General features: G+C 40.6%; 26 protein-coding genes. 20 read left to right on the top strand and 6 right to left on the bottom strand.

All coding sequences use genetic code 11. The annotated features are described in order from the left end of the window. Nucleotides 1–39: 39 nt before the first annotated feature. From X919_RS0104795 to X919_RS0104710, 18 genes are all read left to right on the top strand, one after another. Nucleotides 40–918: a GT-D fold domain-containing glycosyltransferase gene (locus tag X919_RS0104795; RefSeq protein ID WP_028899234.1), complete on the top strand. Its 879-nt coding sequence runs from the start codon at nucleotides 40–42 to the stop codon at nucleotides 916–918. Between the two features lie 229 nt (nucleotides 919–1147). Beyond that, nucleotides 1148–2107: a glycosyltransferase family 2 protein gene (locus X919_RS14795; RefSeq protein WP_051502435.1), complete on the top strand. Its 960-nt coding sequence runs from the start codon at nucleotides 1148–1150 to the stop codon at nucleotides 2105–2107. A 24-nt stretch (nucleotides 2108–2131) separates the two neighbouring features. Beyond that, the gene (locus X919_RS14790) at nucleotides 2132–3094 is read left to right on the top strand and encodes a glycosyltransferase family 2 protein (RefSeq protein WP_051502433.1); all 963 of its coding nucleotides are present in this window, start codon (nucleotides 2132–2134) and stop codon (nucleotides 3092–3094) included. 58 nt (nucleotides 3095–3152) lie between these two features. Continuing rightward, a complete protein-coding gene (locus X919_RS0104780) occupies nucleotides 3153–4187 on the top strand; it encodes a glycosyltransferase family 8 protein (protein ID WP_081759413.1) in 1035 nt (344 codons plus the stop codon). A 30-nt stretch (nucleotides 4188–4217) separates the two neighbouring features. Then, nucleotides 4218–4913, top strand: a complete 696-nt coding sequence (locus X919_RS0104775; protein WP_028899232.1) for an acyltransferase — start codon at nucleotides 4218–4220, stop codon at nucleotides 4911–4913. Nucleotides 4914–4927: 14 nt separating this feature from the next. Further along, on the top strand, nucleotides 4928–6040 hold the full coding sequence (locus X919_RS0104770) for a glycosyltransferase family 4 protein (protein WP_051502431.1): 1113 nt from the start codon (nucleotides 4928–4930) through the stop codon (nucleotides 6038–6040). After that, entirely contained in the window at nucleotides 6030–6590 is a 561-nt protein-coding gene (locus X919_RS15645) for a serine O-acetyltransferase (RefSeq protein ID WP_051502430.1), read from the top strand. The genes X919_RS0104770 and X919_RS15645 overlap by 11 nt, the downstream gene beginning before the upstream one ends. Nucleotides 6591–6935: 345 nt before the next feature. After that, entirely contained in the window at nucleotides 6936–8165 is a 1230-nt protein-coding gene (locus X919_RS0104760; protein WP_028899230.1) for a glycosyltransferase, read from the top strand. 32 nt (nucleotides 8166–8197) lie between these two features. Further along, nucleotides 8198–9382 carry an EpsG family protein gene (locus tag X919_RS0104755; RefSeq protein ID WP_028899229.1) on the top strand — a complete coding sequence of 395 codons (1185 nt, stop codon included), beginning with the start codon at nucleotides 8198–8200 and terminating at the stop codon, nucleotides 9380–9382. Beyond that, entirely contained in the window at nucleotides 9357–10448 is a 1092-nt protein-coding gene (locus X919_RS0104750) for an acyltransferase (RefSeq protein ID WP_253270083.1), read from the top strand. Before X919_RS0104755 ends, X919_RS0104750 begins: the two co-directional genes overlap by 26 nt. Beyond that, nucleotides 10445–11332, top strand: coding sequence for a glycosyltransferase family 2 protein (locus tag X919_RS0104745; protein WP_028899227.1), 888 nt, complete (start codon nucleotides 10445–10447; stop codon nucleotides 11330–11332). The genes X919_RS0104750 and X919_RS0104745 overlap by 4 nt, the downstream gene beginning before the upstream one ends. A gap of 14 nt (nucleotides 11333–11346) precedes the next feature. Further along, nucleotides 11347–12798, top strand: coding sequence for an MBOAT family O-acyltransferase (locus X919_RS0104740; protein WP_028899226.1), 1452 nt, complete (start codon nucleotides 11347–11349; stop codon nucleotides 12796–12798). A gap of 3 nt (nucleotides 12799–12801) precedes the next feature. Further along, nucleotides 12802–13764, top strand: coding sequence for a hypothetical protein (locus X919_RS0104735; RefSeq protein WP_028899225.1), 963 nt, complete (start codon nucleotides 12802–12804; stop codon nucleotides 13762–13764). Nucleotides 13765–13769: 5 nt separating this feature from the next. Continuing rightward, entirely contained in the window at nucleotides 13770–14876 is a 1107-nt protein-coding gene (locus tag X919_RS0104730) for a glycosyltransferase (protein WP_028899224.1), read from the top strand. A 29-nt stretch (nucleotides 14877–14905) separates the two neighbouring features. Beyond that, the gene (locus X919_RS0104725; protein ID WP_028899223.1) at nucleotides 14906–15871 is read left to right on the top strand and encodes an ATP-grasp domain-containing protein; all 966 of its coding nucleotides are present in this window, start codon (nucleotides 14906–14908) and stop codon (nucleotides 15869–15871) included. Beyond that, the gene (locus X919_RS0104720) at nucleotides 15861–16541 is read left to right on the top strand and encodes an HAD family hydrolase (protein WP_028899222.1); all 681 of its coding nucleotides are present in this window, start codon (nucleotides 15861–15863) and stop codon (nucleotides 16539–16541) included. The genes X919_RS0104725 and X919_RS0104720 overlap by 11 nt, the downstream gene beginning before the upstream one ends. Continuing rightward, on the top strand, nucleotides 16508–17761 hold the full coding sequence (locus X919_RS0104715) for a glycosyltransferase family 4 protein (RefSeq protein ID WP_028899221.1): 1254 nt from the start codon (nucleotides 16508–16510) through the stop codon (nucleotides 17759–17761). Before X919_RS0104720 ends, X919_RS0104715 begins: the two co-directional genes overlap by 34 nt. Before the next feature lie 9 nt (nucleotides 17762–17770). Continuing rightward, a complete protein-coding gene (locus tag X919_RS0104710; protein ID WP_028899220.1) occupies nucleotides 17771–18379 on the top strand; it encodes a sugar transferase in 609 nt (202 codons plus the stop codon). Nucleotides 18380–18503: 124 nt separating this feature from the next. Here X919_RS0104710 and X919_RS0104705 read toward each other — a convergent pair whose 3' ends face one another. Genes X919_RS0104705 through X919_RS0104695 form a run of 3 tightly spaced genes read right to left on the bottom strand, consistent with a single transcriptional unit; the run spans nucleotide 18504 to nucleotide 20066 of the window. Next, nucleotides 18504–18884: a hypothetical protein gene (locus X919_RS0104705; protein WP_028899219.1), complete on the bottom strand. Its 381-nt coding sequence runs from the start codon at nucleotides 18882–18884 to the stop codon at nucleotides 18504–18506. Between the two features lie 7 nt (nucleotides 18885–18891). After that, nucleotides 18892–19368 (bottom strand): 6,7-dimethyl-8-ribityllumazine synthase, encoded by a 477-nt coding sequence (gene ribH / locus X919_RS0104700; RefSeq protein ID WP_004379264.1) that lies wholly within the window; start codon nucleotides 19366–19368, stop codon nucleotides 18892–18894. Continuing rightward, nucleotides 19368–20066, bottom strand: coding sequence for a tetratricopeptide repeat protein (locus X919_RS0104695; protein ID WP_028899218.1), 699 nt, complete (start codon nucleotides 20064–20066; stop codon nucleotides 19368–19370). The genes ribH and X919_RS0104695 overlap by 1 nt, the downstream gene beginning before the upstream one ends. Nucleotides 20067–20230: 164 nt before the next feature. Here X919_RS0104695 and X919_RS0104690 point away from each other — a divergent pair, with 164 nt between their 5' ends. Together X919_RS0104690 and X919_RS0104685 are read left to right on the top strand one after the other, a co-directional pair. Beyond that, nucleotides 20231–21340, top strand: coding sequence for a DNA replication/repair protein RecF (locus X919_RS0104690; RefSeq protein WP_028899217.1), 1110 nt, complete (start codon nucleotides 20231–20233; stop codon nucleotides 21338–21340). Continuing rightward, complete coding sequence (locus X919_RS0104685; protein WP_028899216.1) at nucleotides 21333–21623, top strand: DciA family protein; 291 nt, start codon at nucleotides 21333–21335, stop codon at nucleotides 21621–21623. The genes X919_RS0104690 and X919_RS0104685 overlap by 8 nt, the downstream gene beginning before the upstream one ends. A 592-nt stretch (nucleotides 21624–22215) precedes the next feature. Here the strand turns inward: X919_RS0104685 and X919_RS0104675 are convergent. Genes X919_RS0104675 through X919_RS0104665 form a run of 3 tightly spaced genes read right to left on the bottom strand, consistent with a single transcriptional unit; the run spans nucleotide 22216 to nucleotide 24853 of the window. Then, a complete protein-coding gene (locus X919_RS0104675; RefSeq protein WP_371212585.1) occupies nucleotides 22216–22755 on the bottom strand; it encodes a 5-formyltetrahydrofolate cyclo-ligase in 540 nt (179 codons plus the stop codon). Between the two features lie 8 nt (nucleotides 22756–22763). Beyond that, complete coding sequence (locus tag X919_RS0104670; RefSeq protein ID WP_028899213.1) at nucleotides 22764–24419, bottom strand: S41 family peptidase; 1656 nt, start codon at nucleotides 24417–24419, stop codon at nucleotides 22764–22766. Between the two features lie 5 nt (nucleotides 24420–24424). Continuing rightward, complete coding sequence (locus tag X919_RS0104665) at nucleotides 24425–24853, bottom strand: deoxycytidylate deaminase (RefSeq protein WP_036917055.1); 429 nt, start codon at nucleotides 24851–24853, stop codon at nucleotides 24425–24427. Nucleotides 24854–24858: the final 5 nt, after the last annotated feature.

The raw sequence follows: 24858 nt of genomic DNA, 5'->3' as shown, positions 1-24858 counted from the left end.
TACGTTTTTAAAAAGAAGATATTATTTTTGTAAGTTATTATGAGTATACGTAATTTATTATCTTTATTATACAAACAATACAAGTATTATCGTTTTACACATCAGGCAAGGTTTAAAATTGCATCTACACAAGAAACAATTGATTATATCGTTTCTCAGCGTTGTTCCGTCTCACGATATGGAGACGGTGAATTTGATGTGGCTTTCGGTGTAAGTAAATTTTTCCAAAGCGCAGATCCTGAATTAGCGGAGCGCCTTAGGGATTTGTTGAATATATCAGAGGATGGTTATATCGTATGTTTGCCTCATTCTTTATTGATATTGGAAGGTTTGTGTAAAGGAGCGCAGAGACATTGGATGAGTTTTGTTCGATATAATGGGGATAGAATACAGAGACTGCTTATGCAAAATAAGTATTTTGATTCCTTGTTTACACGCTTTTACATGGATCGTGTTGATAAGATAACAGCTAATGCTATTGCTTGTAGCATTAAACAAATATGGAATGGGCGCGATGTATATATTATAGAAGGTAACACTACACGATTTGGAAAGGGGAATGATTTTATATCCAATGCTAAATCTGTTCATCGTATTCTATGTCCACCAAAGAATGCTTTTGCAAAGTATCATGATATATTATCGGTAGCAGGAGAGAAAATTCCTAAGAAGGAAAATGTCCTTGTGTTAATAGCTTTGGGTATGACAGCAACAGTAATGGCGTATGACTTGCATAAAATGGGTTATCAAGCAATTGATATAGGCCATGCTGATATTGAATATTCTTGGTGGAAAATGGGTGCTACAGAACGTTGTCCCATTCCTGATAAAGCAACTTTTGAAGCAGGGGTTTATGAAGGTATAGGTGATGTTAATGATGATATTTATAAAAAGCAGATAATTGCAGAAATTAAATGAGTTCTAACTATTTATGGAATGTAATTAATATGTTTAGAGTCGTTGAATAATTTTTCTGTTACTATTTTATTGAGTATTTGCTTTAGCAATACATAAGATGTAGGAATGAAGTTATTATTTCTCTTGAAGGGTTGTTCTTCCTATTTTAATTCATAATTTATTGAAGTTGAAAGAGTGAATATTTATCTTTGGTCTCGTAGAGTAATGACTGCATTATAGAGAAATTAATATGATTAAATTTAGTATTATAGTACCTTGTTACAAAGATCTATTTTTGGATGAATGTATCAATAGCATTCTTGCACAAACGTATGATAATTTTGAATTAATATTAGTTAATGATGGATCACCCTATCATTTAGATGAGATAATTACGAGCTATAAAGATGATAGGATACGATATTATAAGCGAGAGCAAGGTTTTGGAGCAAAGCGTTTAGTTGAAAATTGGAATGATTGTCTTCAATATGTTGTTGGGGAGTATTTGATTATGATGGGTGATGATGATAAATTATTACCTAATTGTTTGCAAGATTATATTGATTTGATAGAAAAATTTCCTCATCTTGATATTTATCACACGGGATATGAATATATTGATGAAAAGGGAGATGTAACAGGTGTTGTAAAGGATGGTCCTGATTGGGAAACCGTCTATTCTCTGATGTGGAATTGTTGGTTTGGAGAGCGACCTATTGCTATAGGAGATTCTTTGTATAGAGTCGAAGCGTTGCGTGAAAGAGGAGGTTTTTATAATATACCCTATGCATGGCATTCAGATCGCATTTCAGCATTTATCATGGCGACAAAGACAGGGATAGCCAATACTCATGTTCCAGGGTTTCAATTTAGAATGAGTCGATATGAAATATCTTCAGATGTATCGCTAACGGGAGAAAAAATAAGGGCTTGGTATGGAGCGAAAGATTGGTATAAAATCTTTTTTGCGGATCAACCAACGGATGTAGAGGATATATTCTATTACCAGTCTTTGAAGAAAAATCTAACAAAATTTGTTGAAAATGAGATTTTAGGTCTCATTAATTATGATATGTCTATGTCGCGATGGCATCTCTTTTATTGGCTTCGAAAGGCATATTCATTAGATTTATCCCTTCGCGTTTTAGGAATTACATTTTATAATTTTATTCTTAAATTCAAGAAGAATCAAAATAATACATTCCAATAATATCTTTTTAAAAGGATTTTATTTATGTCTTTTTGTAGTATTCTGCCACAATCTCCAAAGGTTTCAGTCGTTGTTCCATGTTATAAGGTAGAAGGTGAATTGGAATGCTGTGTGAATAGTATTCTCAAGCAAACTTTTAAAGCGTTTGAGCTGATTTTAGTTGATGATGGTAGCCAAGACCAAACTGGTGTGGTTGCAGATAATATCGCACGTCAAGATCCCAGAATTAAAGTTATCCATCAGGCAAATAGTGGAGTTATGACAGCACGCCATACAGGGGTAAAAGCTGCAAGTGGAGACTGGGTTTGTTTTGTTGATAGTGATGATACTCTCCCAGAGGATGCTTTACAAAATCTTTATACTGGTACAAAAGCGATGGAAACTGTTGAGATGGTCGTAGGGTTTCGCGATGGCGTGAAGATTAAGATGTTCGATGCTGCCTATAGTTTAGAGGATTATCGTTATGACACCATTGCGCGGAAGGATTTACATGTAGCAGTATATGGGCGCTTATATCGACGTAAGCTGTTTACGAATTTTATGTTTGACATTCCACGAAATGTATTGAAAGGTGAGGATTGGTTGTTTAATGTCCGTTATGCTTTTGCAATGCAGCATAAGCCTGTTATAGTAGACAAATGTGTTTATCATTATATTATCAATACGGATGGATTACACACATCTCCAGAGACACCAGAATCTTTGATAAATTATGATTTGTTGCGATTGGCTTCTATTCCTCAACAATATCAACAACAATACATATCTGCCATCATGGAGGCACGATTCATTCTATTGTTAGATTGGACATTTGCGAACCTTTTTAGTGTAAGGTGGCAATCAAATGCTTTTGTAACTTATCTTAAGGAGAAAATAAAGGAAGCAGGATATACTTTAACACTCCAGCAAAAGATGCTGTTGAGCAAGTGTATCTTCGGAAGGATTGTATATTTTAATCTTTTGAGAATTAAATATCATATTATATAATATCTAGAGCACGTCTCGTACACGCTTTTAGTAGAACTTAAATGAAACGATAAACGCAATGAAAGAATATCACATTACATGTAGTACAGATGATAACTACGTACAGCATTGTATGGCAATGCTGTGTTCTTTGTTTGAGAATAATGCAGGTTATATATTCCATGTGCATCTTTTACATCATGCTTTATCAAAGCATGGGCAGCAATTAATTACAACATTGTGCCAGCGATATAGTTGTGCTATTTCATTTTATGACATTGATGAACAATATACTTCCGAATTTAAAATAAGCGAAAGTCATCCGAATCTTTCTGTCGCAACGTATTATCGGATATTCCTTCCTTCATTATTAACGGCGGATATAGAGAGGATACTCTATTTAGATTGTGACATTATTGTTCTCGGAAAAGTTATAGATTTATATGAATTAGAACTTGATAATTATGGTGTCGCAGCGACATGTGATGGGACACCCTTAAATGATCGACATCGACGAATTCTAAGTATAGGCTTAGGTGATAGAGGCTTTTGTGCAGGAGTTCTCATGATAAATTTGGCGTATTGGAGGGAGCATGATAGTTCGAATCATATGTTGGAGTATATTAATAGGATGGGTGACAATCTGATGATGGAAGATCAAGATGTGTTGAATCATGAGTTTCGGCACCATTGGCTTCAATTGCCTTATAAGTATGGTAAATATCCAATGACTTTTGTTTTACTTGATGGACGGCAAAAGATATTTGATCTCTATGAATATGCTATGGCACCTTGTATACTCCATTATGCATCATCGTTTAAGCCATGGCTGAATGTGAAAATTCCTGATGGGAAACATTATTGGAAATATGTCGCATTATCGGGCTTTCCGAATCCTAAGACAATCAAGATTGATGCTAAAGAGAACCTGAAATTGAGGATACTCATTCTGCGTTATTATCTGAATTGTTATGTCCGCCCATTTATTCCCAACACCTTTGAACTCATAGCGAAAGATATTGCAGCCTTACTTATGATTCCATTCTACTTTTTAAAGCGTGATGGGATGAAACGATACCGCTTAAAACGGTGGCTTGAGAAGTATGGCATGTGATAGTTCCCATAACTTATTCATAGCTTTGTAATGCTGATTTCTATTCTCATTTTACTGATTTTGTTGGCCCATCTTCCATGGATTGCAATTATAGTTGTCTATCCATGGAATGTGTTGGCCGTCTATACTTGGCTGCATCCACAGAAACGATGGGCGAGGCCATTAGCCATACCTTATCGAGTGGTAGCTCGCTTCACCCGATCAGGTTGGGAAAAGTTTTGCGCTGTGCATATTGGTCACCTTCCTTCTTATCATTTGCGGAAATGGATGTATAAAGGACTTGGAGTGCAATGTGAGGAGAATGTCATATTTCGCTATGGCACCGAAATATGGTCAGCCCACCATTTGCATATCGGAAAAGGGATGATTGGCGGATATGATTTGTTATTAGATGCACGCAATGGGATAGAGATTGGAGCGAATGTGAATTTTTCGGCGCGCGTTTCCATCTATACAGAGCAACATGATTATCGTGCAGCCGACTTTGGTTGCGATGATTCTATTTGTAAGAAGGTAACGCTTGGCAATCGTGTTTGGGTAGGTCCCAATGTGATTATTCTTCCAGGAGTGACGATTGGCGAAGGTGCAGTGTTGGCCGCTGGATGTGTTGTGGCGCACGATGTGCCACCTTTTACTGTTGTTGCAGGTATTCCTGCCAAGAAAATCGCTGAGCGGCCGCAGCATCTTACTTATCAATTTAATGGGAAAGGCGGTCGGCTTTATTAACGGAGTTTTTGCTTATGGCACAACATAAAATCAGAATTGCTTATATCACCGAGGGGCTGTGGCATGCTGCAGGCATGGAGCGCGTGCTTTCTTTGCGGGTAAATGCGATGTGCCATGATTTGGATATCACGTTTATCACGTTAGATGATGGAAGCCGTCCCGACATTTTTCCATTAGATCAGCGCATCGAGCGGGTGCATCTTCCGGTGAGGACCAAGGCCGAATGTTATGCGGCATTGTCAGCCTATTTTGAGCAGCATCCGCAAGATATCATCGTTTCAACAGGAGGTTTAGAGTCTTTTGTGCTCTATAAGTTGAATGATGGAAGTAAGAAAGTTTTCGAGTTCCATTTCTCTTTCAATATCTCATGGGTTTGGATGGGGCAACATCGGCGTGGGCTGCCTCTGCAAATCGCAGCATGGATGCAAACTCTACGGCGCATTCTGTTGGCCAGGAAGTATGATAACTTGGTGGTATTGAGCCAGAGTGATGCAAAGAAATGGAAGCGTTTCGTTCCACAGACCACCTTTATTTATAATCCTTTGACCATCCATCCGCAAGCCCTCTCAACTTGTGAGCATCCTAAGGCTATAGCTGTTGGGCGGCTGCACTATCAAAAAGGATTTGACTATTTGATTAAAGCTTGGCAGAAGGTGGCACAACGCTATCCGCAATGGCAGTTGGATATTTATGGCGAAGGTGAGTTAAGGCAGCGTTTGCAGCAGCAAATTGATGAGGCTGAGCTGTCGGAAGTCGTAACTCTGCGGGGGGAGACAAAGGATATCGTGGCGAAATATGTCGATGCCTCGATGTTTCTATTAAGTTCGCGTGATGAGGCTTTCGGATTGGTTATTACCGAGGCCGAGGCGTGTGGTCTGCCCGTTGTGGCTTTCGATTGTCCCTCGGCTCCTCACGAATTAGTGCATCATGGGCAAAATGGTTTTATGGTTCCTTTGGGCGATGTTGACGATTTTGCCGATAAAATTTGTAAGCTGATAGCCGATGAGCAACTCAGAAAAGCTTTCGGGACAGCGTCGGTTGCCGTTGCAGCGCAATTTAAAATAGAAGCCATTCAGGAACAATGGATGGATTTGTATTATAAAATTTGTCATCACGATGGAAAATAAGGCAACATGGAAGGGGATGAGAGCCAGCATAGCTGCCGATTTTAAGCGCAATTATACCTACTCTTGGTTAAAGTTTCTTTTGGCCGATTTCTTTTTCCCCAATTATCGCTTTCGTTTCCTTTTTTGGCTGCGCGTGGCAGAGATGGCACAGCGCAATCGGCGTTTCCGGTGGCTTTATCCGCTGGCCGCCATTTGCTACCATCATTATTCACAGAAAGGAAACATCGAAATTAGTTTCCATTCGGTGGGGAAGGGCGTGAAAATACAGCATACGGCAGGCTTCATCATTGTGCATAGCGAGGCTCGTATTGGCGACAATGTGCATCTCTCGCCGGGCGTGATTGTGGGCATTAGCTCGCTCAATCGCCGGCACGAACTCCCAGTTATCGGGAACGATTGCTATTTAGCACCTAACGCCAAAGTGTTTGGGAAGTGTCACATTGGCCATCGGGTGGTGATTGCGACCGACACGGTTGTGCGAGATATGGATGTGCCCGATGATGCCATCGTTGTGGGTACACCTGCCAAAATTATTCTGAAGGCGCATTGAAGCCTGTAGAAATGCACCATCGCACGTGTTCAGAGCAACAAAAATGAGATAAAAGCACAAGGAATGTGGCCTTACTGCAACGAAAGGAATCTTTTTCTCGAGGGGACTAATCTATTGTCCCTCGTGTGGCACGGGAAATTTTTTTTCTCGTGCAAACGACCCTCAGTTGTTACGGGAAATTTTTTTTCTCGTGTGAACGACCCTCGATTGTTACGAGAATTTTTTTTCTCGTGCAAACGCTCTAATGGGCAATGAAAGCAAGATAGATGCATGATTGTCGTGTGATGGAGTAGCACATGTATCGAAATGATATGGCAAAATCGTTAGTTTATCTTTCCCAAGAATATGCATTCATTACACAAGATAGTGTTGATATCCCTGTCAACACCCACCTATAATAACGTCAGAGCAGCCTCGGCGTTACCCTATCACCTCATTCGGGCACAGCGTGGAGAAGGGACTGCGTTCGTGGTCTATTCGTTTAACATCAACGAGATTGCGCCTGATGAAATCAAGCAGATAGAGGCCTCCTTGGGCATCACCATCAGGTTGCTGCCGCGTCCGCGATGGATGTTGGTCATGATGCGGTTGCGGCTACTTCTGTTGCGCGTGTTATTGCGTTATCCTTTGGCCTCTTATTATCGTCTTTCGTCAGCTGCGATACAAGCTGTGAAGGCCGAGAACCCCGACGTTGTATGGATTTATGGTGAAGAGATTGCAGGCTTGGCACGCTGGTTTAGTGGCACAAGATGCGTAGTTACGATGCCCGATTGTGAGTCGTTGTTTTATTATCGCTTACTGGGAAAGGCTTTTGCCACACGCAACCTCTTTCAGATATTAAAGTCGTCGTTTGCCTATCATCAATATCTCGTTTTAGAGCGCCATATTAGTTTGCCCCATGTGCGTTATCATTTTGTAGGGCAAGCCGACGCCTCATTTTTCCAATCACATGCAGAGCAGGGCGAGACGTTGTTCCTGCGACATCCTCTTTATGATTACAAACCCCAACAAATTGCTTTTCATCAACCGCGAATTAAGCTGTTGATAGCAGGGCGTAATGATTTTTATATGGCCGATGAGGTGCAAAAGGTGATAGCCTTGCTCACGGATCGTGATGCTGGGGCGGAGGTTAGCACCATTAAAACGCATTACGATATCGCCTTCTTAGGAAAAGGGTGGGAGAGAGATGTCGAAACATTGCAGCACGCAGGGTTTACTGTGAGCCATCAAAATTTTGCGGAGGATTATATCGAAGCGCTACAAGCCCACGACATACAACTTACGCCGATAGCAGTAGGAACAGGAACGAAGGGCAAAGTGTTGGATGCAATTGCCAATGGCTTGTTGGCAGTGGGGACACCAGGCGCTTTAGAAAATATAGCTGTGGAGCATGGTAAGTCGTGTTTGTTATATCATAGTCCTCACGAACTTGTCACGATGTTGGCAGCAATTCCGCAACACATTCCCGACTATGAGCGTATGGCTGAGGCGGGACGCGAACAAGTTTTAGTACACCACCAGTGTTTAGCCATCGTTCACAAACTGTTTCATTGGGATATTTCATCGGCGGAATGAGATGGTATCGCTTAAAGTAGTTTCAGATTTAAATGTTTCTATATTTATTCCTTTTTATAGTTCTCATTGCTATTTATAAGTTGACTTATCGTGGCACAGGCTGCGACAAACGGCTTTTCTTCTTTATTGTGATAGCATTGGGACTCTTTGTTGGGCTATCCGACATGTTAGGTGGCTATGATCGTTACATCTATGCCGAATATTTTGATCAGGCAGCAGATGTGGGGAAAACAGCGATGCACGATTATCTCAACGAGGCTCAGATATTTACACACTGGGAAGGTGAGAAAGGTTATGGATGGTTTAACGTTGCCATTTCATTCTTTACCAGTAATCGTTACATCTTTATTCTCATCTTAACACTGATAGTTTATGCCCTGTTATTCGTGTCGATTAGTGAGTATACAGATGATAATCTGATGGCACTCATGGTGTTCATGGGGTTATTGTTTTTCTTCACGTTCACTTATTTGCGCCAGGTCATGGGCTTTAGTATTGGTTGGCTAGCCATTCGTTATGCTTATCAGCGTAGCTTTTGGAGATTTGCACTGATTGTATTGTTAGCTTATTCGATGCATAATTCCGCGGTTATTTTGTTCCCACTTTATTTTATCCCCATAAAGAAGTATCCCAAGGGAGTAGTGATAACAGTATTAATCATCTGCTTGTTTTTAGGTGCTTTGGGTGTCGCCAATTTCTTTTATGACACTTATAGTGATGCAGCCGATGACTCGCGTGGCGAAAGCTTGAATGAGAGTACGGGCTCTTTACGTCCTGGTTATTTGATAGAGGCTGTTATTTTTGCCGTGCTGATTTTGCGTAACTATGAATATGTCTTAGATACTAAGCGGCATATCTTGTTGATGAATCTTGGTTTATTTTTCTGTTGTGTATTGCTTTTGTTTATTCGTTCAGAGAATGGTGGACGTTTGAGCTGGTATTACGCTATTGGTGTCATCGCGACATTGGCCAATATCGCAGCGCAAAAACATAATGTGAATATGCCACAATCTAATGCCCTAAGTGGATTCCATCTCTTCCTTATTGGCTTAAGTTTCTTTTTATATTTCCGAATTCTTCGCGGTTGGGGTGAAGGTGGGTATCAAATCTTGTATCCTTACAAGACCTTTTTGACGAATGGTCATCGAGACCCTGATAGGACTTATGACGAATATGAATATGATTTTAGATATGACAAAGATAAATTCTACCGATAGCCCAACACACCAAGTGGTAAAACCCTCACGACAGTCGGGTATAGAGTTGTTACGCATTGTCGCAATGCTGTTGGTGATGATTGTGCATATCTATCCAGGTACTATCGGTTTTAGCTATCAGCGCATGCATACAGCTCCATTTTCGAGCATCAATAGTTTTGTGTTAGAGTCAATGGCTATAGTCTGTGTAAATGTGTTTGTCTTTATATCGGGATGGTTTGGTATTAAGAAAAACTTGCAAAGCATAGGTAATTTATGTTTTCAAACGCTATTCTTTGCCGCGCTCATTTATGGTGTGCTATATTGTTTCGCTCCCCAAAAATACGGAAATGTAGATGCGCTGTCAACCATTTTAATGTGGCATACAGATGATTACTGGTTTGTTAAGGCCTATTTAGGATTAGTGATATTCTCACCCATACTAAATAGTTTTACCGAGCGATGTTCTGAAAAGCAACTACGTTGGGTGTTGATAGCTTTTTATGTATTCCAGACATTATATGCTTGGATGAGCATTTATGGCGCAATCTGGTTTGCTGGTGGCTATTCGGCGACTTCTTTTATAGGATTATATCTTTTGGCCTATTATATGAGGCATCATGCGTCCGTTTGCAAACAGTGGAGTAAAACGAAATGGTTGTTATTGTTCTTTGGAATAGCTTTTCTACAGGCAATTTTGGCTTCATGGTTGACATGGTATAATATTCTCATTGCAGGGCGTCTTTTTACTTATACCAATCCTTTAGTGATAGTACAATCAATAGCTCTATTCATGTTTTTCTCACAATTGAAGATAAAGAGTAAGATTATAAATAAACTCGCGCTATCCTGTCTCGCGGTTTATTTGCTTCATGCGAATCCTTTGGTCTTACACGCTTCCTTCCGTAATCTGATTTTAGATTTGGATGCAAACCTTTCCTCATATGCCTTTGCATGTTCTATCGCTTTATTATTTATAAGTATTTTTATAGTTGCCTTTTTATTAGATCAAATCCGTTTATTTTTATATCAAGGACTTTGTAAAATTGGCCGTAATTTCTTACAGAAGCAAATAAAATGCTCATGATAACGATATTAACACCCACTTTTAATCGCGCACATCTGTTGCCTCGTTTGTTTGAAAGCCTGGTGCATCAAACCAGCTTTAATTTTGAATGGTTGGTGATAGATGATGGATCTACGGATGGAACCCAGGATTTATTTGTAAAAGAAGCATTCATGTCAGCCCCTTTCCCTATTAGATATTATAAGCAGGAGAATGTTGGAAAACATCGTGCTTTGAATGCAGGTGTAAGACAGGCGAAGGGTGACTTTATCTTTATTGCAGATAGTGATGACTGTTTGTTGCCAGAAGCAGTTGCAATAGTAGAACAGCATGCGGTGGCAATAGCCAATGATGGTACTTTTGCAGGAGTAGCTGGTTTAGATGTTTTTGATGATGGACGTGTTGTTGGAACGGGTTTACCTCAAGATGTTATTGATTGTAATGCGATGGATATTCGCTATCGTTATCATGTAGATGGAGATTTAAAAGAGGTTTTTAAGAAGGCTGTTTTGCAGGAATATTCTTTTCCAGAAATACAAGGTGAGAAATTTTGTCCAGAGCAATTAGTGTGGTTTCGCATCGCTCAAAAGTATAGGCTTCGTTATTTTAATACTCCAATTTATGTCGCAGAGTATCAGGCTAACGGAATAACAGCTTCTATCATTCGAGTTAGAATGTTAGCGCCACAAGTAACTTGTATGATGTATGCCGAGATGTTAGCCTATAGAATTCCCTTTAAAGAAAAAGTGAAAGCAGCTATTAATTTTTGGCGTTTCAAAGCTTGTGCTCCTTCTCTGGTGATGATAACACCCTTAAAAGGTGGGTGGCAATTATGCTATCCCATAGGAATGTTATTTCATTGGCGTGATAAAAAGCAATTGGGAACTTCCTCATCATTAAAATAAAAGATAGGATAACAATGCAGTTTGAATCGTTTTCTTTTTTAGTTAGTTTGGCTTTAGCCTGCTTGGTCTATTGGAGTATTCCTTCTAGCAGGGGGATATGGCGTAAATATTTGTTGTTCATTTTGAGTTATGTTTTCTATAGCTTATTTGATTGGCGCTTTTCTTTCTTTCTTTTTTTTATTACCATTTTTTCTTATGGTTGTGGAAAGTGGCTCATGCAGTTAAACGATAGGCACATAAGACAGCGAAAACTCATCGTTGGGACTTATTTAATAGTGAGTGTATCTACCTTGCTTTTATTTAAGTATCTATCATTTTTTGCGACTATGTTGGCGCCATTCCTCAATCATTTCATGATTGTTGATAAATTGAGTTCTTGGCATTTGCTGTTGCCGATTGGTTTGAGTTTCTATCTTTTTATGTCGATGAGTTATGTCATTGACAGCTATCGGCGAACGATAGCAACGACTCCTTCTTTTTTGAATTATGTGGTTTATATGAGTTTTTTCCCACATTTAGTAGCTGGTCCCATTGATAGAGCACGATTGTTTATTCCCCAATTAGAAGATGAGAAGTATTTTAAGCAAGACCTCTTTATAAGTGGTTTACGACAAATGTTATATGGTTTTTTCAAAAAGTTGGTCATTGCAGATAATTTAGTACTTATTGTTTTTCAAGTCTGGAATACCTATCCACAGCAGAATACTTTTGTCATCCTTTTGGGAGCCATGGCTTATTCTGTCCAAATTTATGCTGATTTCTCGGGCTATTCTGATATTGCAATAGGTATAGGGCGACTGTTTGGGATAGAGATGATGCGTAACTTCAGTTTTCCTTATTTCGCCAGGACTGTTGCAGAGTTTTGGCGTTCTTGGCACATCTCACTGACATCTTGGTTTACAGAGTATCTTTATATACCATTGGGAGGTAGTCGTTGCGGAACATTCCGGACGATAGTGAATACGCTTATCGTGTTTACTCTTTGTGGATTATGGCATGGTGCTAATTGGACGTTTGTTATTTGGGGATTTTTATGTGGAGCATTGTTTGTCCCCATTTTATTAGATGGCGGAAAAAGCAAGCAGAAATGGAAGCAAATACCTGTTACTTTTACCTTCGAAAATGTCATTCACATGGCTTTGGTATTCCTGGCAATTACAGTTTGTTGGATATTTTTTAGGTCTATTTCTGTCGAACAGGCTTTTGATTTATTGGGTTGTATGTTTAAAAATATCACTATAAGTAGTTCTGTAAGCGTAGTTACGATGGTGATGCCTCCAATATTCTTTATGCTGTTGTTGAGTTTTGTGGGTATAGAGTGGAAGGGGAGAAACTATAATCATGGATTAGACTATCTTCAAAAGAAATCACGTTTTTTCCGTTGGACGGTTTATATATTACTGATATTCTCTATTTTCTTCTATATGCAAACAGAAGGTGGACAATTTATTTATCAAAACTTTTAAAAGATGAAAGCATTATTTATCAAGCTCTTTTCTTTTATTGTTTTTTTCTCTGTTTGGGTAGGATTATTATTTCTTCTTAATAAGTTTTGGCTTGCAACAGATCATTATAACAATGAATTTACGATTAAAGGTCAGCTTATTCAAATGAAGACTCGAATTCCCAAAGTTATTTTTGTGGGTGGTAGTAATGTTGCGTTTGGCATTGATTCTAAAACAATATCTGATAGTATAAAACGCCCCGTCTTTAATTCTGGGCTTATTGCAGGTATGGGAATGCGCTATATTTTCGATAGCTATGAGCCCTATTTTCATCGAGGAGATATTGTGATTTTAATGCCTGAATATGATCATTTCTATGGCGACAATGCCTATGGCAATCCTGAGACTTTAGGTTATTTGCCCTATTTAAGTGATTTTAATCCTTGGCTTCTCAATAGTAAGCAGTTAGGAGTTATGAGCTTAGGTTTCCTTAAAACAACATTGCAGATTGCTGTTAAGGGAATTTATTTTAAGGTGCTTCATGCCTTCAAGCCAGCTGGGAATGTGTATGAGTACAAGAAGAGTGGATTTAATAAATGGGGAGATGAAGTATCGCATAGAACACTGCCACCTAACATTAACAATATAGGTGCTTACTCCATTTTAGGTGATTATAATGCAAGTTATACTCAGCATTTGTTAAATCAAGTACATAGCTTACAGGGAAGGGGTGTGCAAGTCTTTCTTCTGCCTCCAATAACCAGTAAGGATATGGTATCGCTCAATCGAAAGCAAATTGTTAAGATTGAACAGAAATTAGCTGCTTCTGGTTGTGCTTATGTCGTCTCTCCAGATAGCTTAGCCTATCCTGATAGTTTACTTTATAACACAGTTTACCATCTGAATGCACGAGGAGTAGCTATAAATTCAAGGCGTTTAGCAGGGTATCTGAAAGCTTGTTTACAAACATCTTTGCATAAAAAATAATTTCAATGCGCATACTCCAGGTTATAACTTCTTTGGAAATGGGAGGGGCCGAGACTTTATTGGTAAATATGATACCTCGTCTACAGGCCTTAGGACATGTAGTTGATCTCTGTGTTTTTAATGGAAAAGAGACTCCATTGATGAATCGATTAAAGGGACTGAGCCCACAAACTAAAATTTATATATTAGGAACAGGCTATTATAATCCTATATATATATTCAAATTGATGCGGATGATGCGTAGATACGATATTGTACATACGCACAATTCTTCACCTCAACTATTTGTAGCACTGGCTAGTATATTATATAGACCTCAGTTATGTACAACAGAGCATAATACTTCAAATCGCAAACGCAATTGGGGATGGTATCGACCTATAGAACGTTGGATGTATGGGCGTTATAATAGAATCATTTGCATTAGTAATATTGCAGCTCAGAAATTACGTGAGTATATGGGTAGAGGGTGGAATAATCCTACATCGCCATTTTATAAGCGCATTTCAACGATTAACAATGGTATTGATGTAGAATCTATTCATACGGCTAAGCCATGTCAAGAATTACTGGAGGCAAAGCAGCATAGGTGTGCTATACTAATGGTTGCAGCCTTTAGAAAGCAAAAGGATCAAGACACGCTCGTAAGAGCTTTAGCATTGCTTCCTAAAACGGCGTATGAAGTGTGGTTTGCTGGGGTAGGAGAACGTTTAGAGGAAGTAAAAAAGTTATGTGAAACTTTAGATGTAGCCTCTCATGTAAGATTTCTGGGTGTTCGTACTGATATTCCGCAGGTGTTACAAGCTGCTGATATTATAGTGATGTCTTCCCACTGGGAGGGGTTGAGTCTTAGTAATGTTGAAGGGATGTCGGCAGGAAAACCTTTCATCGCAAGTGATGTGAATGGTTTGCGTGAAGTAACAAAAGATTGGGGACTTTTGTTTCCACATGAAGATGTAAACAAGTTGGCCGCTCTACTTCAGCGTTTGGCAACCGATGATATCTATTATAAGCAGATTGCCCATCGTTGTTATGAACGTGCGCAGCAGTTTGATATTAACAAGATGGTACAATCATACAATCAGGTGTATTTGGTGTTGTGCAAAACATAACAAATAATGATAAAATAAGTAATACAGCAATGCAAAAAAATATATTAATTACATCTGCAGGTCAGCGTGTTGTGTTGACAGAGATTTTTAAAAATTCACTTGCTACTTTGCATCTTGAAGGGAAAGTGTTTACAACGGATATGAATCCTCGAATGGCACCTGCAGGATATGTATCAGATGGGTGTTTTGAAGTAGAACGATGTACTGCTTCTACTTACATCACGCACTTGTTAGAGCTTTGTCAATTGCACAATATCGGTATCCTTGTTCCGACAATAGACACCGAACTTTTAATACTGGCACAACACAAGGAGGTGTTTGCTGAATCTGGTGTTCGTGTAATGGTTTCGGATGAAGATTTTATTTCAATGTGTCGGGATAAACGAAAGACAGCAGAACTTTTTGCTGATTTGGGAATTGATGTGCCTCGAGAGATAGACAAGTTCCAACCAACATTCCCACTTTTTGCTAAACCCTATGATGGTTCTTTAAGTACTAATCTTCATATCATTCATCATCAGGAAGAATTGACTCCAGAGTTATTGGCTGATGAGAAACTTATTTTTATGGAGTACATCAATCCAGAAGAGTTTAAAGAATTTACAGTGGATATGTATTATGGAATCGATCATCAGGTGAAGAGCATTGTACCGCGGGAACGCTTAAAGATTCGAGCTGGTGAGATCAATAAAGGCATTACACAAAAAAATAGTTTAGTGGCATTCCTCAAAAAGCGCATGAATTATTTGCCTGGTGTTGTGGGGTGTATCTGTATTCAGTTGTTCTATCGTGAGGCAGATGAGCGTGTTTATGGTATAGAAATTAATCCTCGTTTTGGCGGTGGCTACCCATTAAGTTATTATGCAGGGGCAAATTTTGCAGATTTCATATTGAGAGAGTATTGTTTAGGTGAGAAAATAACATATCGAGACAATTGGAAAAATCATACGCTGATGTTGCGTTATGATCGTGAAATTATCGTCCATGAGGGATAAAGTCGTTTTTTTTGATTTAGATGATACACTCTATCACGAAGTCGATTTTCTGAAATCGGCTTACCGAGATATAGCCTCTTTTGTAGAAATAAATTATCATTTGCAAGGAATTTATGCAGAGATGATTGGCTATTGGGAAGCAGGTAAGAATGTCTTTGAATGCTTGTTAGCATCGCATCCCTTACATGATTTGACTATAAAAGATTTACTTTTATCTTATCGGACACACATCCCAAAGATAGCATTAAATATTGAAACAAAACATACTTTAGACTGGTTGCATGCAAAGGGTATCAGACTGGGGCTAATTACCGATGGGCGAACATTAACGCAGCAAAATAAAATAGCGTCATTAGGGCTAAAAAACTATTTTGAGGAGCAGGATATTTATATTTCAGAAGCGTTTGGGTCTGAAAAGATAGAAGGGAAATCTTTTCAGGATGTACAGCAACGCTATGGCGAAGGAAATAAAATATTCTATGTGGGCGATAATCCTAAAAAAGATTTTGCATGGCCCAATGCTTTGGGATGGATTACAATTTGCGTGTTAGATGATGGGCAGAATATTCATTCCCAGCAATTTAATGTTGATGAAAGCTGTTTGCCCCAATACAAAATACATCATATAGAAGATTTATGCAAGCTCATAGACAAAAACTCATTCGATTGACAACAGTCGACATATCGCTTTATAACTTATTGGTGGGACAACTGAAATTCCTCAATCAATATTATGAGGTTGTTGGTGTCTCAGCTGATACAGGGGTGCTCCATGATTTGGCCAAGCGTGAAGGAATTCGGGTAATCAATGTGCCAATGGAGCGTGAAATTCGTCCCTTTGCAGATATAAAAAGTTTGTGGTGCCTAATAAAACTCTTTAAAAAGGAACGTCCGTATATCTTGCATGCCAATACTCCAAAGGGCTCTTTGTTGGCAATGATTGCGGGGAAAGTGGTTGGGGTTCCCCATCGTATATACACCGTTACAGGCCTACGTTATCAAGGTGCTAATGGTATTTTACATTTCATTCTGAAGACTATGGAACGGCTCACCTGTCTTTTTGCGACGAAGGTAATTCCAGAAGGAAATGGAGTTTTACATACGTTGCAGGTTGATGGTATTACGAAGAAGCCACTTGCTGTTTTAGGAAATGGGAATATCAATGGGGTTGATACCAATTATTTTTCAAGGTGTAGTACAGAAGTAGACCTTATACATGATAGTCGTTTTAGTAAAAGTACAGGAATGGCGGCGCAAAGTGCACCAAATCGTGCTTCGATTCGCGCGACTTTAAACTTCGATCTCGGTGATTTTGTTTTTGTCTTTGTAGGTCGCTTGGTGAAAGATAAAGGAATTATAGAGTTGCTTCATGCCTTAAATCGATTGCATGTGAATGGTTATCAGCAGGCAAAGCTCCTTATAGTAGGGAGTTTTGAGTCGGGGGATGCTGTGGGCGAAGTGGCTGAAAACGAGATTAAAAATAATCCCCATATTGTGTGGGTTGGTTGGCAAAACGATGTGCGCCCTTATCTCTTAGCAGCCGATGCGCTGGTTTTTCCCAGCTATCGGGAGGGCTTTCCTAATGTCCCTTTGCAAGCAGGTGCTTTGGAATTGGCATCTATCGTTACTAATATCAATGGATGTAATGAAATTGTCAAGGATGGTTTAAACGGAAAAATTATAGTGGCTCCACTTTCAGATGAGAGGAAACAATTAGCTAAATCTGGAGGAACGGTGATGGAGGATGCGCTCTATCACGTCATGGAATGGTTTATAACTCATCCTACAGACGTTATACGTATGGCGCATAATGCGCGTGAACAAATTGTGATGCGTTATAGACAGGAGTTTGTTTGGCAGGCTATTTTGCAGTGCTATCAATCACTTTAAAGAAGATTTATGTATAGAAAATTTTTCAAACGTTTTTTAGATATTGTAATTTCGTTTTCGGTGCTCCTTTGTTTGTCACCATTGTTGTTGCTACTTTCTATATGGTTGCATTTTGCTAATCATGGTGCAGGGGCATTCTTTTTGCAGGAGCGTCCAGGTAAGGGGGGAAAGGTATTCAAGGTAATTAAGTTTAAGACGATGACAGATGCACGCGATGTAGCAGGTAAGCTATTGCCTGACGAGGAACGAATCACACGTGTTGGTGCTTTCGTACGGTCTACTTCCCTGGATGAATTGATGCAATTTGTGAATGTATTAAAGGGTGATATGAGTTTAATAGGGCCACGTCCTTTGTTGGTTCAATATCTACCATTGTATAATGCTACACAGGCGCGCCGGCATGAAGTTAGACCTGGCATTTCAGGTTGGGCGCAATGTCATGGGCGCAATGCACTCACTTGGAGTGAAAAATTTGCTTATGATGTGTGGTATGTCGACCATCTATCGTTCCTCACCGATTGTAAGGTGGTGGCCCTGACGATAAAAAGTGTGTTGAAACGAGATGGTATTGCGCATGAGGGATCGGCAACGATGGAACCTTTTAATGGACATAACTAACGATAGATGTAATGGTTATTGGTTGAAGGTTGTAGAGATAGTCACTATAACAGTGCAACGAGATAGAAACTGATGTATTCTCTATCTCGTTGTGTAGTTTATAATCGCATTTGGAGGAGTGAGACTATTCTTTTAGGAGTGCTTGATGTGCTTGTTCAAATTGTTTGGGATAGTTGCTAATGAAGCACATATTAACGATGCAATTGGCCAAGAGTTCTATATCACTAAGATCAACTCCTTTCTCACGCGAGACATCCTTCCCGATAATCACCTCCCAATTACCTCTAAAGTTGGCATCTTCTGCACCCATGTATTGTTCATCCCCGTTTCCTTTCATAATTTTATAACGGATGCTCTTTGAAGAATTTACGGGGCGAAGCGATTCTAATATGGTATAAGCCTCTTTTAATGGCTCACGATATTTGACCGTTCCAGGGAACATCTCATTGATGACAGGCATGAGCTCATCAAATGAATAAGCTTGTATTAATTGGTAGAGTTTCATTCGATAATTAAAATTTAGCCATTTTAATCGCGTCAATAGCACACTCATCTCCTTTGTTTCCCAGTTTCCCACCACAGCGATCGAGGGCTTGCTGCAAGTCGTTGGTGGTGAGGAGTCCATATATGACAGGAATCTCTTGTGTGGCATTCAAGTGAGCAATGCCCTGTGTCACTCCTTGACAAATGTAATCAAAGTGAGGAGTCTCACCGCGGATGACGCTACCTAATACAATAACGGCATCATAGCCACCATGTAGCACCATTTGATGTGCGCCATAAATCAACTCGAAACTTCCTGGAACTGTTTTTACGTGGATGTTTTCTGGAAGTGTCCCATGTTGCTTAAGCGTTGCCATTGCGCCAGATAAAAGGGCACCAGTAATGTCAGGATTCCATTCGGCCACAACGATGCCAAAGCACATGTTGCTGGCATCAGGAACCGTAGCAGGGTCGTAATCTGAGAGGTGATGTAGTGCTGTAGCCATTATCGTGAAGCCCTTTCGATATATTTATCAATCTCTTGACTCTGTACCAACTGTGCATTCACATAGTTAGCTTTGATTTTTTTGTAGAGTTCTAAAGCTTTGTCCTTTTTGCCTTGGCTCTCTAAAAGAATACCAGCTTGCAGGTAAAATGTTGGCGCAATAGAATTATTAGCACCATCTTTAGCTTGCTTGTCGGCCATTTCGGCAGCTTTTTCTAAGTTGTCAATGGCCTTGTCGAGTTGATTTATATGTGCATAAGCGTTGCCAAGTGCAGCGATTGCAGCAGGACTAACCATAGCATCGTCAGCAGGGCTATAGGCATCTAAGTATTTCACAGCATCATTCCATTTGTTCAAATTGGCGTAACAAAGTCCTGCATATAGATTGGCTAAGTTCGCCGCGTCGGTGCTGCTATAATCATTGATGATGTTTAATAGTCCCATGTAGCCTGTCCCGTCGCCTTTTAATGCTTTATCGAATTGCTCGGCATCGAAGTATTCTTGTCCTTTAGCCAATGCAGTGCTGGCTTTATCTTCGCGTGGTTGTGCAACATAAGCTTGGTAGAGGAATCCACCTACTACAGCAATGATAATAGCTGCAACAGCAATGATGATGGCCTTTCGATATTTCATTGCAAAGGCTTCAGGCTTCACGAGCGCTCCATTGTGGAGTGCTTCTTGTTCTTTGATGTTTGTCATTTGTTTATTCTATTTTTTTCTATTTGTATTCCTTCTCCAGTGTATATACGCCTAAGGCGCGTGCAAAATAAGCAGCACAAAAGTACTGAAATAATCTCAATTGATGAAATATATTCTTCCTTTTTTTCGTTATTCATCATAAACTCATAACTTTGCACACTGGTATGGTATTGAACAGATTATCGATTATCAATTATAAAAACATTCAGGCAGCGACGATAAATTTGTCGCCTAAGCTCAACTGTTTCATAGGTAATAACGGCGAAGGCAAAACCAATGTCTTAGATGCGGTCTATTACCTGTCATTTTGTCGCAGCGCATTTAACCCTGTTGATGCGCAGGTAATGCGACACAACGAGGACTTCTTTGTGTTGGAAGGGGAGTATATGAGCGAGCTCGGGGACGAAGAACATATCTATTGTGGGATGAAGCGCGGAACGAAGAAGCACTTTAAACGCAACAAGAAAGAATATAAACGCTTGGCACAACACATAGGACTTATCCCGTTAGTATTTGTTTCGCCTGCAGACGCGGCATTAATTGAAGGTGGAAGCGAAGAGCGACGCCGTTTGATGGACGTCGTGATATCGCAATACGACAGATCTTACATAGACTCGCTCATCGCTTACAACAAAGCACTTCAGCAACGCAATGCCTTGCTCAAACAGGGAGACTTAGCCGATAGCGCATTGCTTAGCATATGGGAAGAGCAGATGGCACAGCACGGCACAACTCTTTATAACAAGCGTACGGCCTTCGTGGAGCAGCTGGTACCAGTGTTTCAGGAGATTTACACCTACATTTCGGGTAACAGCGAGCGCGTGGGGTTGCATTACGTTTCCCATGCGCAACGGGGACCGCTATTGGATGTCATTCAACGCGACCGGTTCAAAGATTTGGCCGTGGGATATTCGCTCCACGGCACCCATCGCGATGACTTAGAGATGCTTCTGAATGGTTTTCAGATGAAGCGAGAAGGGAGTCAAGGTCAGCACAAGACATTTGCCTTAGCGTTGAAATTGGCACAATATAATTTCTTACATCGTCAGGCAGGTGAGCAAAAGCCGCTGTTATTGCTCGACGATATCTTCGACAAGTTGGACGCCATTCGTGTGGAACGCATCATTCAGCTTGTAAGTAGTGACGCCTTTGGACAGATTTTCATCACCGACACCAACCGCACGCATTTGGATATGATTTTGGCAAAGGGAAACTTTGACTATCATCTCTATGCTGTGACCGGAGGAAATGTAACCCTTGACAGCCATGTTTAAGCGCGATGTAAAACCATTGAGTGACTTGCTACAGACATTCTTGCGCAACGAAGGATTGGAGACGCCCTTGAAGCAAAAGCGACTGTTAGCAGCTTGGGACACTGTTGCAGGTAAAGTGGTGGCACGCTACACGGGCGAGAAGTTCATTAAAAACCAAACGTTGTTTGTGAAAATGCTCAATCCAGCCCTCAGGCAGGACCTGAGCATGATGCGTCAACGTTTGGTACAGCAACTCAATGAAGCTGTTGGCGGTTATATCATCAGCGACATCCATTTTTATTGAGATTTACACCTTGTTTGCCTTAAATCGGTTATGCTTGGCAGCACAAACCACATGTCTTTTTTCGTATGATATGCAACACGGCTTATAAATAGCATAGCGTTGCATGTAGTATAGTCAACATTGTGTCAAGATTGAGTTGGCTGATGTTGACATATAATCAACCTTGCGCACAACTGACACTATTTTATTCAAAACATTATCAACCATGTGCATTGTTGATAATGTATGCTGTTTTGTATAGTCAACATTGCGCATAGCTATTGTTGTTTTATTCAAGACATGGCCAACCATGCGCATTATTGATAATGCAAATTATTTTGTATAGTCAACATTGTGCACAAGTGACATTATTTTATATCGCAAATAGCCAACTATGCGCATTGGTGTCAATGCTTGTCGTTTTACATGGTCAACCATGCGCATGGTTGGTTATGTTTTAAACATATGATGTGCAACTATGCGTTAATACTGTTGTGTTTTGCTCTTTGTAGGCTGTTGTGCGGTAGTTAGATGATGGTGGTCGAGATTGTAAACTCATGTTCCCTTTAACCGACCGATATGTTTAGCATGGTTATCATTCAAAAGCGTTCGGTCAATCATGTATCACTTCATCCATCATGATGTCTTCGGCAGTGGTAGGCACTTGCTCTACCATTTGGAATGCAAAGCAAAGCCCTATTTTGTAAGCCTTTGGTAGCTGTGCAAGTAGGCGATCGTAATAGCCCTTCCCATGTCCTAATCGCCTTCCTACATCATCGAAGGCTACTCCTGGTACGACCACTGTGTCAATGTCATCATAGCGCGTGAATAGCGGTCCTGTGGGTTCCATGATGTGATATTTCCCACTGGGTTGCAACTGCTCGTCGCCTGTGTAGTACCTCAGTTCGAGTGTTTGTGGCAGCGTTACGGGTAGCAATATCGTCTTGCCAGCCTGTGCCAGTAGATGGATGAGTTGGCGGGTGTCCACTTCGTCGGGCATGGCATGATAGAGCAGAATCGTGTGAGCCAGCCTGATGCGATGGTGATTCAGCAGCTGTTGCATGCATGCAAGCGATGCTTCAAGTCGCTTTTCGGGACTGAAGCATCGTTTACGTTGCGCTATTTCTTGTCTGATTAGCGCTTTTTGCATCATTTTTTGCACTATTTTTTCACTGTTTTGGCCTTTTTAATGGCTTGTGGTTTCTGTGGAAAAGCTGCCTGATTCTTGAACACGCGCAGCGATTTCTCAATCACCTTGTCATCCTGGTTGATATAGGCATTCCAGGCCTCCTCGTCGAGCATGTTATAGATGATGCGACTTGCAATATAGCGATAGAGCAGCTTGTGGCTCTTGCGAATCATGAGATTACGGCGCTTTAATCCATGTTTATCGGCATAGGAGGCGAACTTCTCGACTAAGTTTTGCTTGTCAAGATAGCTACTCAGTTCGGCCAATGTCTTGTATTTGACTAACTTTGGTCGATTGTCGTCCGTATAGTTGAATGCATATTGCAGAATGAGTCCGCTCATTGCCGCTTGCTTGAAATAGGAGGTCATGGCAATGGTGTCCTCAGGTACAAAAATGTCGGGTGTTATACCTCCTCCGCCATATACTGTTCTGCCCAGGCGCGTGTGATACGCTGGTCCGCGGTGTTTAATGCTGTCTTGTGAAAAGAATTCACCATGTTGATAGCGCATGAGCAGGTCCTGTTGGTAGTCTTGCGCGTCCCCATTAATGTAGGGCTTCTGAATGCACCGGCCGGAGGGCGTGTAATAGCGCGCGATTGTGAGACGTATCATGCTGCCGTCATTGAAACCAATTTGCTGTTGCACTAAACCTTTGCCAAACGAACGTCGTCCAATGATAGTAGCGCGGTCGTTGTCCTGCATTGCACCTGCAAAGATTTCGGCAGATGATGCCGAGGCCTCGTTGATGAGTACCACCAACGGAATGTTTTGATAACTTCCGCGGCCATCCGATCGATAGTCTTCGCGCGGGCTCTTCCGGCCTTGTGTGTAGACGATGAGACGATTGTTGGGCAGGAATTCGTTGGCAATTTGCACAGCGCTATTGAGATATCCCCCCGTGTTGTCTCTCAGGTCGATAATGAGACTCTTGAAGTTGTGTTGTTGTAGCTTCGCTAAGGCAATGAGCAGCTCGGGATAGGTTGTTTCGCCAAAGTTTTTGATGCGGATATAGCCTGTAGTAGCGTCAACCATGTAAGCGGCCGATATACTTTTTTGTGGAATTTCTCCACGAGTGATGGTGAATGTCTTTACTTTTCTCGTACCATATCGAATCACTCCTATTTTTACCTTTGTGTCTTTTGGTCCCTTTAAGCGATGTTGGGCCTCTTCGTTAGTAACGATTTTTCCGACGAATGGTTTGCCATCAACGCTGATAATCTTATCGCCTGCTAGAATACCAGCACGTTCAGCTGGACCATTTTTAATTACGTTTTGCACGTGTATCGTGTCCTGCCGAATGGTGAATTCGATGCCAATGCCTGAGAAAGAGCCCCTCAAGTCGTCATTGGTCGACTGCACATCTTTAGCGTTAATGTAGACTGAATGAGGGTCGAGCTCAGAAAGTATTTGTGGAATGGCATAGTCTACCAATGAATCGATGTTGACCTTATCCACATATTGGTCGTCAATGATGTGTAATAGGTTATTTAATCGGTTACTGCCCGAATTGATGATGTTGAGACGATTGCCTGAAAAGTGATTGGCATAAAATATTCCGATGAAAATGCCTAAGATGACGCAGACGGCCATGATGATGGGCATCCAGCGGTTATTTCTCTTCTGTTCCATAGTCTTTATTCGTTTTCATTGAGGTAAATCACCTCTATACCTGCGCGTTGTAACAACTCGATACCATCTTCTAACCGATATTTTTCGGCATAGACAACACGCTTAATTCCTGCTTGAATGATAAGCTTCGCACATTCGATACAGGGTGAGGCTGTAACATAGAGCGTACTTCCATCGCTGTTATTGCTACTACGTGCCAACTTGGTAATAGCGTTGGCTTCTGCATGTAAAACGTAGGGGACAGTTAGGTTATGGCTGTCTTCACAGACGTTATCAAAGCCGCTTGGCGTACCATTATAGCCATCGCTGATAATCATTTTGTCTTTGACAACCAAGGCGCCCACCTTTCTGCGCTTACAATAGGAGTTCTCAGCCCATATCTTGGCCATGCACAGATAGCGATAGTCTAATATCAGTTGTTTCTCGTTGCCCATTTCTC

The sequence above is a fragment of the Prevotella sp. HJM029 genome (assembly GCF_000599605.1).
Classification (GTDB): Bacteria; Bacteroidota; Bacteroidia; order Bacteroidales; family Bacteroidaceae; genus Prevotella.
This window is presented reverse-complemented; position numbering and strand designations above follow the sequence as displayed.

Excerpts from the sequence above, each read along its gene's own strand:
- X919_RS0104715 (WP_028899221.1), top strand. The coding sequence starts at position 16,508 with ATGCAAGCTCATAGACAAAAACTCATTCGATTGACAACAGTCGACATA.
- X919_RS0104690 (WP_028899217.1), top strand. The coding sequence starts at position 20,231 with ATGGTATTGAACAGATTATCGATTATCAATTATAAAAACATTCAGGCA.
- X919_RS0104705 (WP_028899219.1), bottom strand. The coding sequence starts at position 18,884 with ATGAAACTCTACCAATTAATACAAGCTTATTCATTTGATGAGCTCATG.
- X919_RS0104755 (WP_028899229.1), top strand. The coding sequence starts at position 8,198 with ATGTTTCTATATTTATTCCTTTTTATAGTTCTCATTGCTATTTATAAG.
- X919_RS0104675 (WP_371212585.1), bottom strand. The coding sequence starts at position 22,755 with ATGATGCAAAAAGCGCTAATCAGACAAGAAATAGCGCAACGTAAACGA.
- X919_RS0104695 (WP_028899218.1), bottom strand. The coding sequence starts at position 20,066 with ATGACAAACATCAAAGAACAAGAAGCACTCCACAATGGAGCGCTCGTG.
- X919_RS0104760 (WP_028899230.1), top strand. The coding sequence starts at position 6,936 with ATGCATTCATTACACAAGATAGTGTTGATATCCCTGTCAACACCCACC.
- X919_RS0104780 (WP_081759413.1), top strand. The coding sequence starts at position 3,153 with ATGAAAGAATATCACATTACATGTAGTACAGATGATAACTACGTACAG.
- X919_RS15645 (WP_051502430.1), top strand. The coding sequence starts at position 6,030 with ATGGAAAATAAGGCAACATGGAAGGGGATGAGAGCCAGCATAGCTGCC.
- X919_RS0104795 (WP_028899234.1), top strand. The coding sequence starts at position 40 with ATGAGTATACGTAATTTATTATCTTTATTATACAAACAATACAAGTAT.
- X919_RS0104685 (WP_028899216.1), top strand. The coding sequence starts at position 21,333 with ATGTTTAAGCGCGATGTAAAACCATTGAGTGACTTGCTACAGACATTC.
- X919_RS14795 (WP_051502435.1), top strand. The coding sequence starts at position 1,148 with ATGATTAAATTTAGTATTATAGTACCTTGTTACAAAGATCTATTTTTG.
- X919_RS0104735 (WP_028899225.1), top strand. The coding sequence starts at position 12,802 with ATGAAAGCATTATTTATCAAGCTCTTTTCTTTTATTGTTTTTTTCTCT.
- X919_RS0104770 (WP_051502431.1), top strand. The coding sequence starts at position 4,928 with ATGGCACAACATAAAATCAGAATTGCTTATATCACCGAGGGGCTGTGG.
- X919_RS0104740 (WP_028899226.1), top strand. The coding sequence starts at position 11,347 with ATGCAGTTTGAATCGTTTTCTTTTTTAGTTAGTTTGGCTTTAGCCTGC.
- ribH (WP_004379264.1), bottom strand. The coding sequence starts at position 19,368 with ATGGCTACAGCACTACATCACCTCTCAGATTACGACCCTGCTACGGTT.
- X919_RS0104725 (WP_028899223.1), top strand. The coding sequence starts at position 14,906 with ATGCAAAAAAATATATTAATTACATCTGCAGGTCAGCGTGTTGTGTTG.
- X919_RS0104750 (WP_253270083.1), top strand. The coding sequence starts at position 9,357 with ATGACAAAGATAAATTCTACCGATAGCCCAACACACCAAGTGGTAAAA.
- X919_RS0104720 (WP_028899222.1), top strand. The coding sequence starts at position 15,861 with ATGAGGGATAAAGTCGTTTTTTTTGATTTAGATGATACACTCTATCAC.
- X919_RS0104665 (WP_036917055.1), bottom strand. The coding sequence starts at position 24,853 with ATGGGCAACGAGAAACAACTGATATTAGACTATCGCTATCTGTGCATG.
- X919_RS0104710 (WP_028899220.1), top strand. The coding sequence starts at position 17,771 with ATGTATAGAAAATTTTTCAAACGTTTTTTAGATATTGTAATTTCGTTT.
- X919_RS0104745 (WP_028899227.1), top strand. The coding sequence starts at position 10,445 with ATGATAACGATATTAACACCCACTTTTAATCGCGCACATCTGTTGCCT.
- X919_RS0104775 (WP_028899232.1), top strand. The coding sequence starts at position 4,218 with ATGCTGATTTCTATTCTCATTTTACTGATTTTGTTGGCCCATCTTCCA.
- X919_RS0104730 (WP_028899224.1), top strand. The coding sequence starts at position 13,770 with ATGCGCATACTCCAGGTTATAACTTCTTTGGAAATGGGAGGGGCCGAG.
- X919_RS0104670 (WP_028899213.1), bottom strand. The coding sequence starts at position 24,419 with ATGGAACAGAAGAGAAATAACCGCTGGATGCCCATCATCATGGCCGTC.
- X919_RS14790 (WP_051502433.1), top strand. The coding sequence starts at position 2,132 with ATGTCTTTTTGTAGTATTCTGCCACAATCTCCAAAGGTTTCAGTCGTT.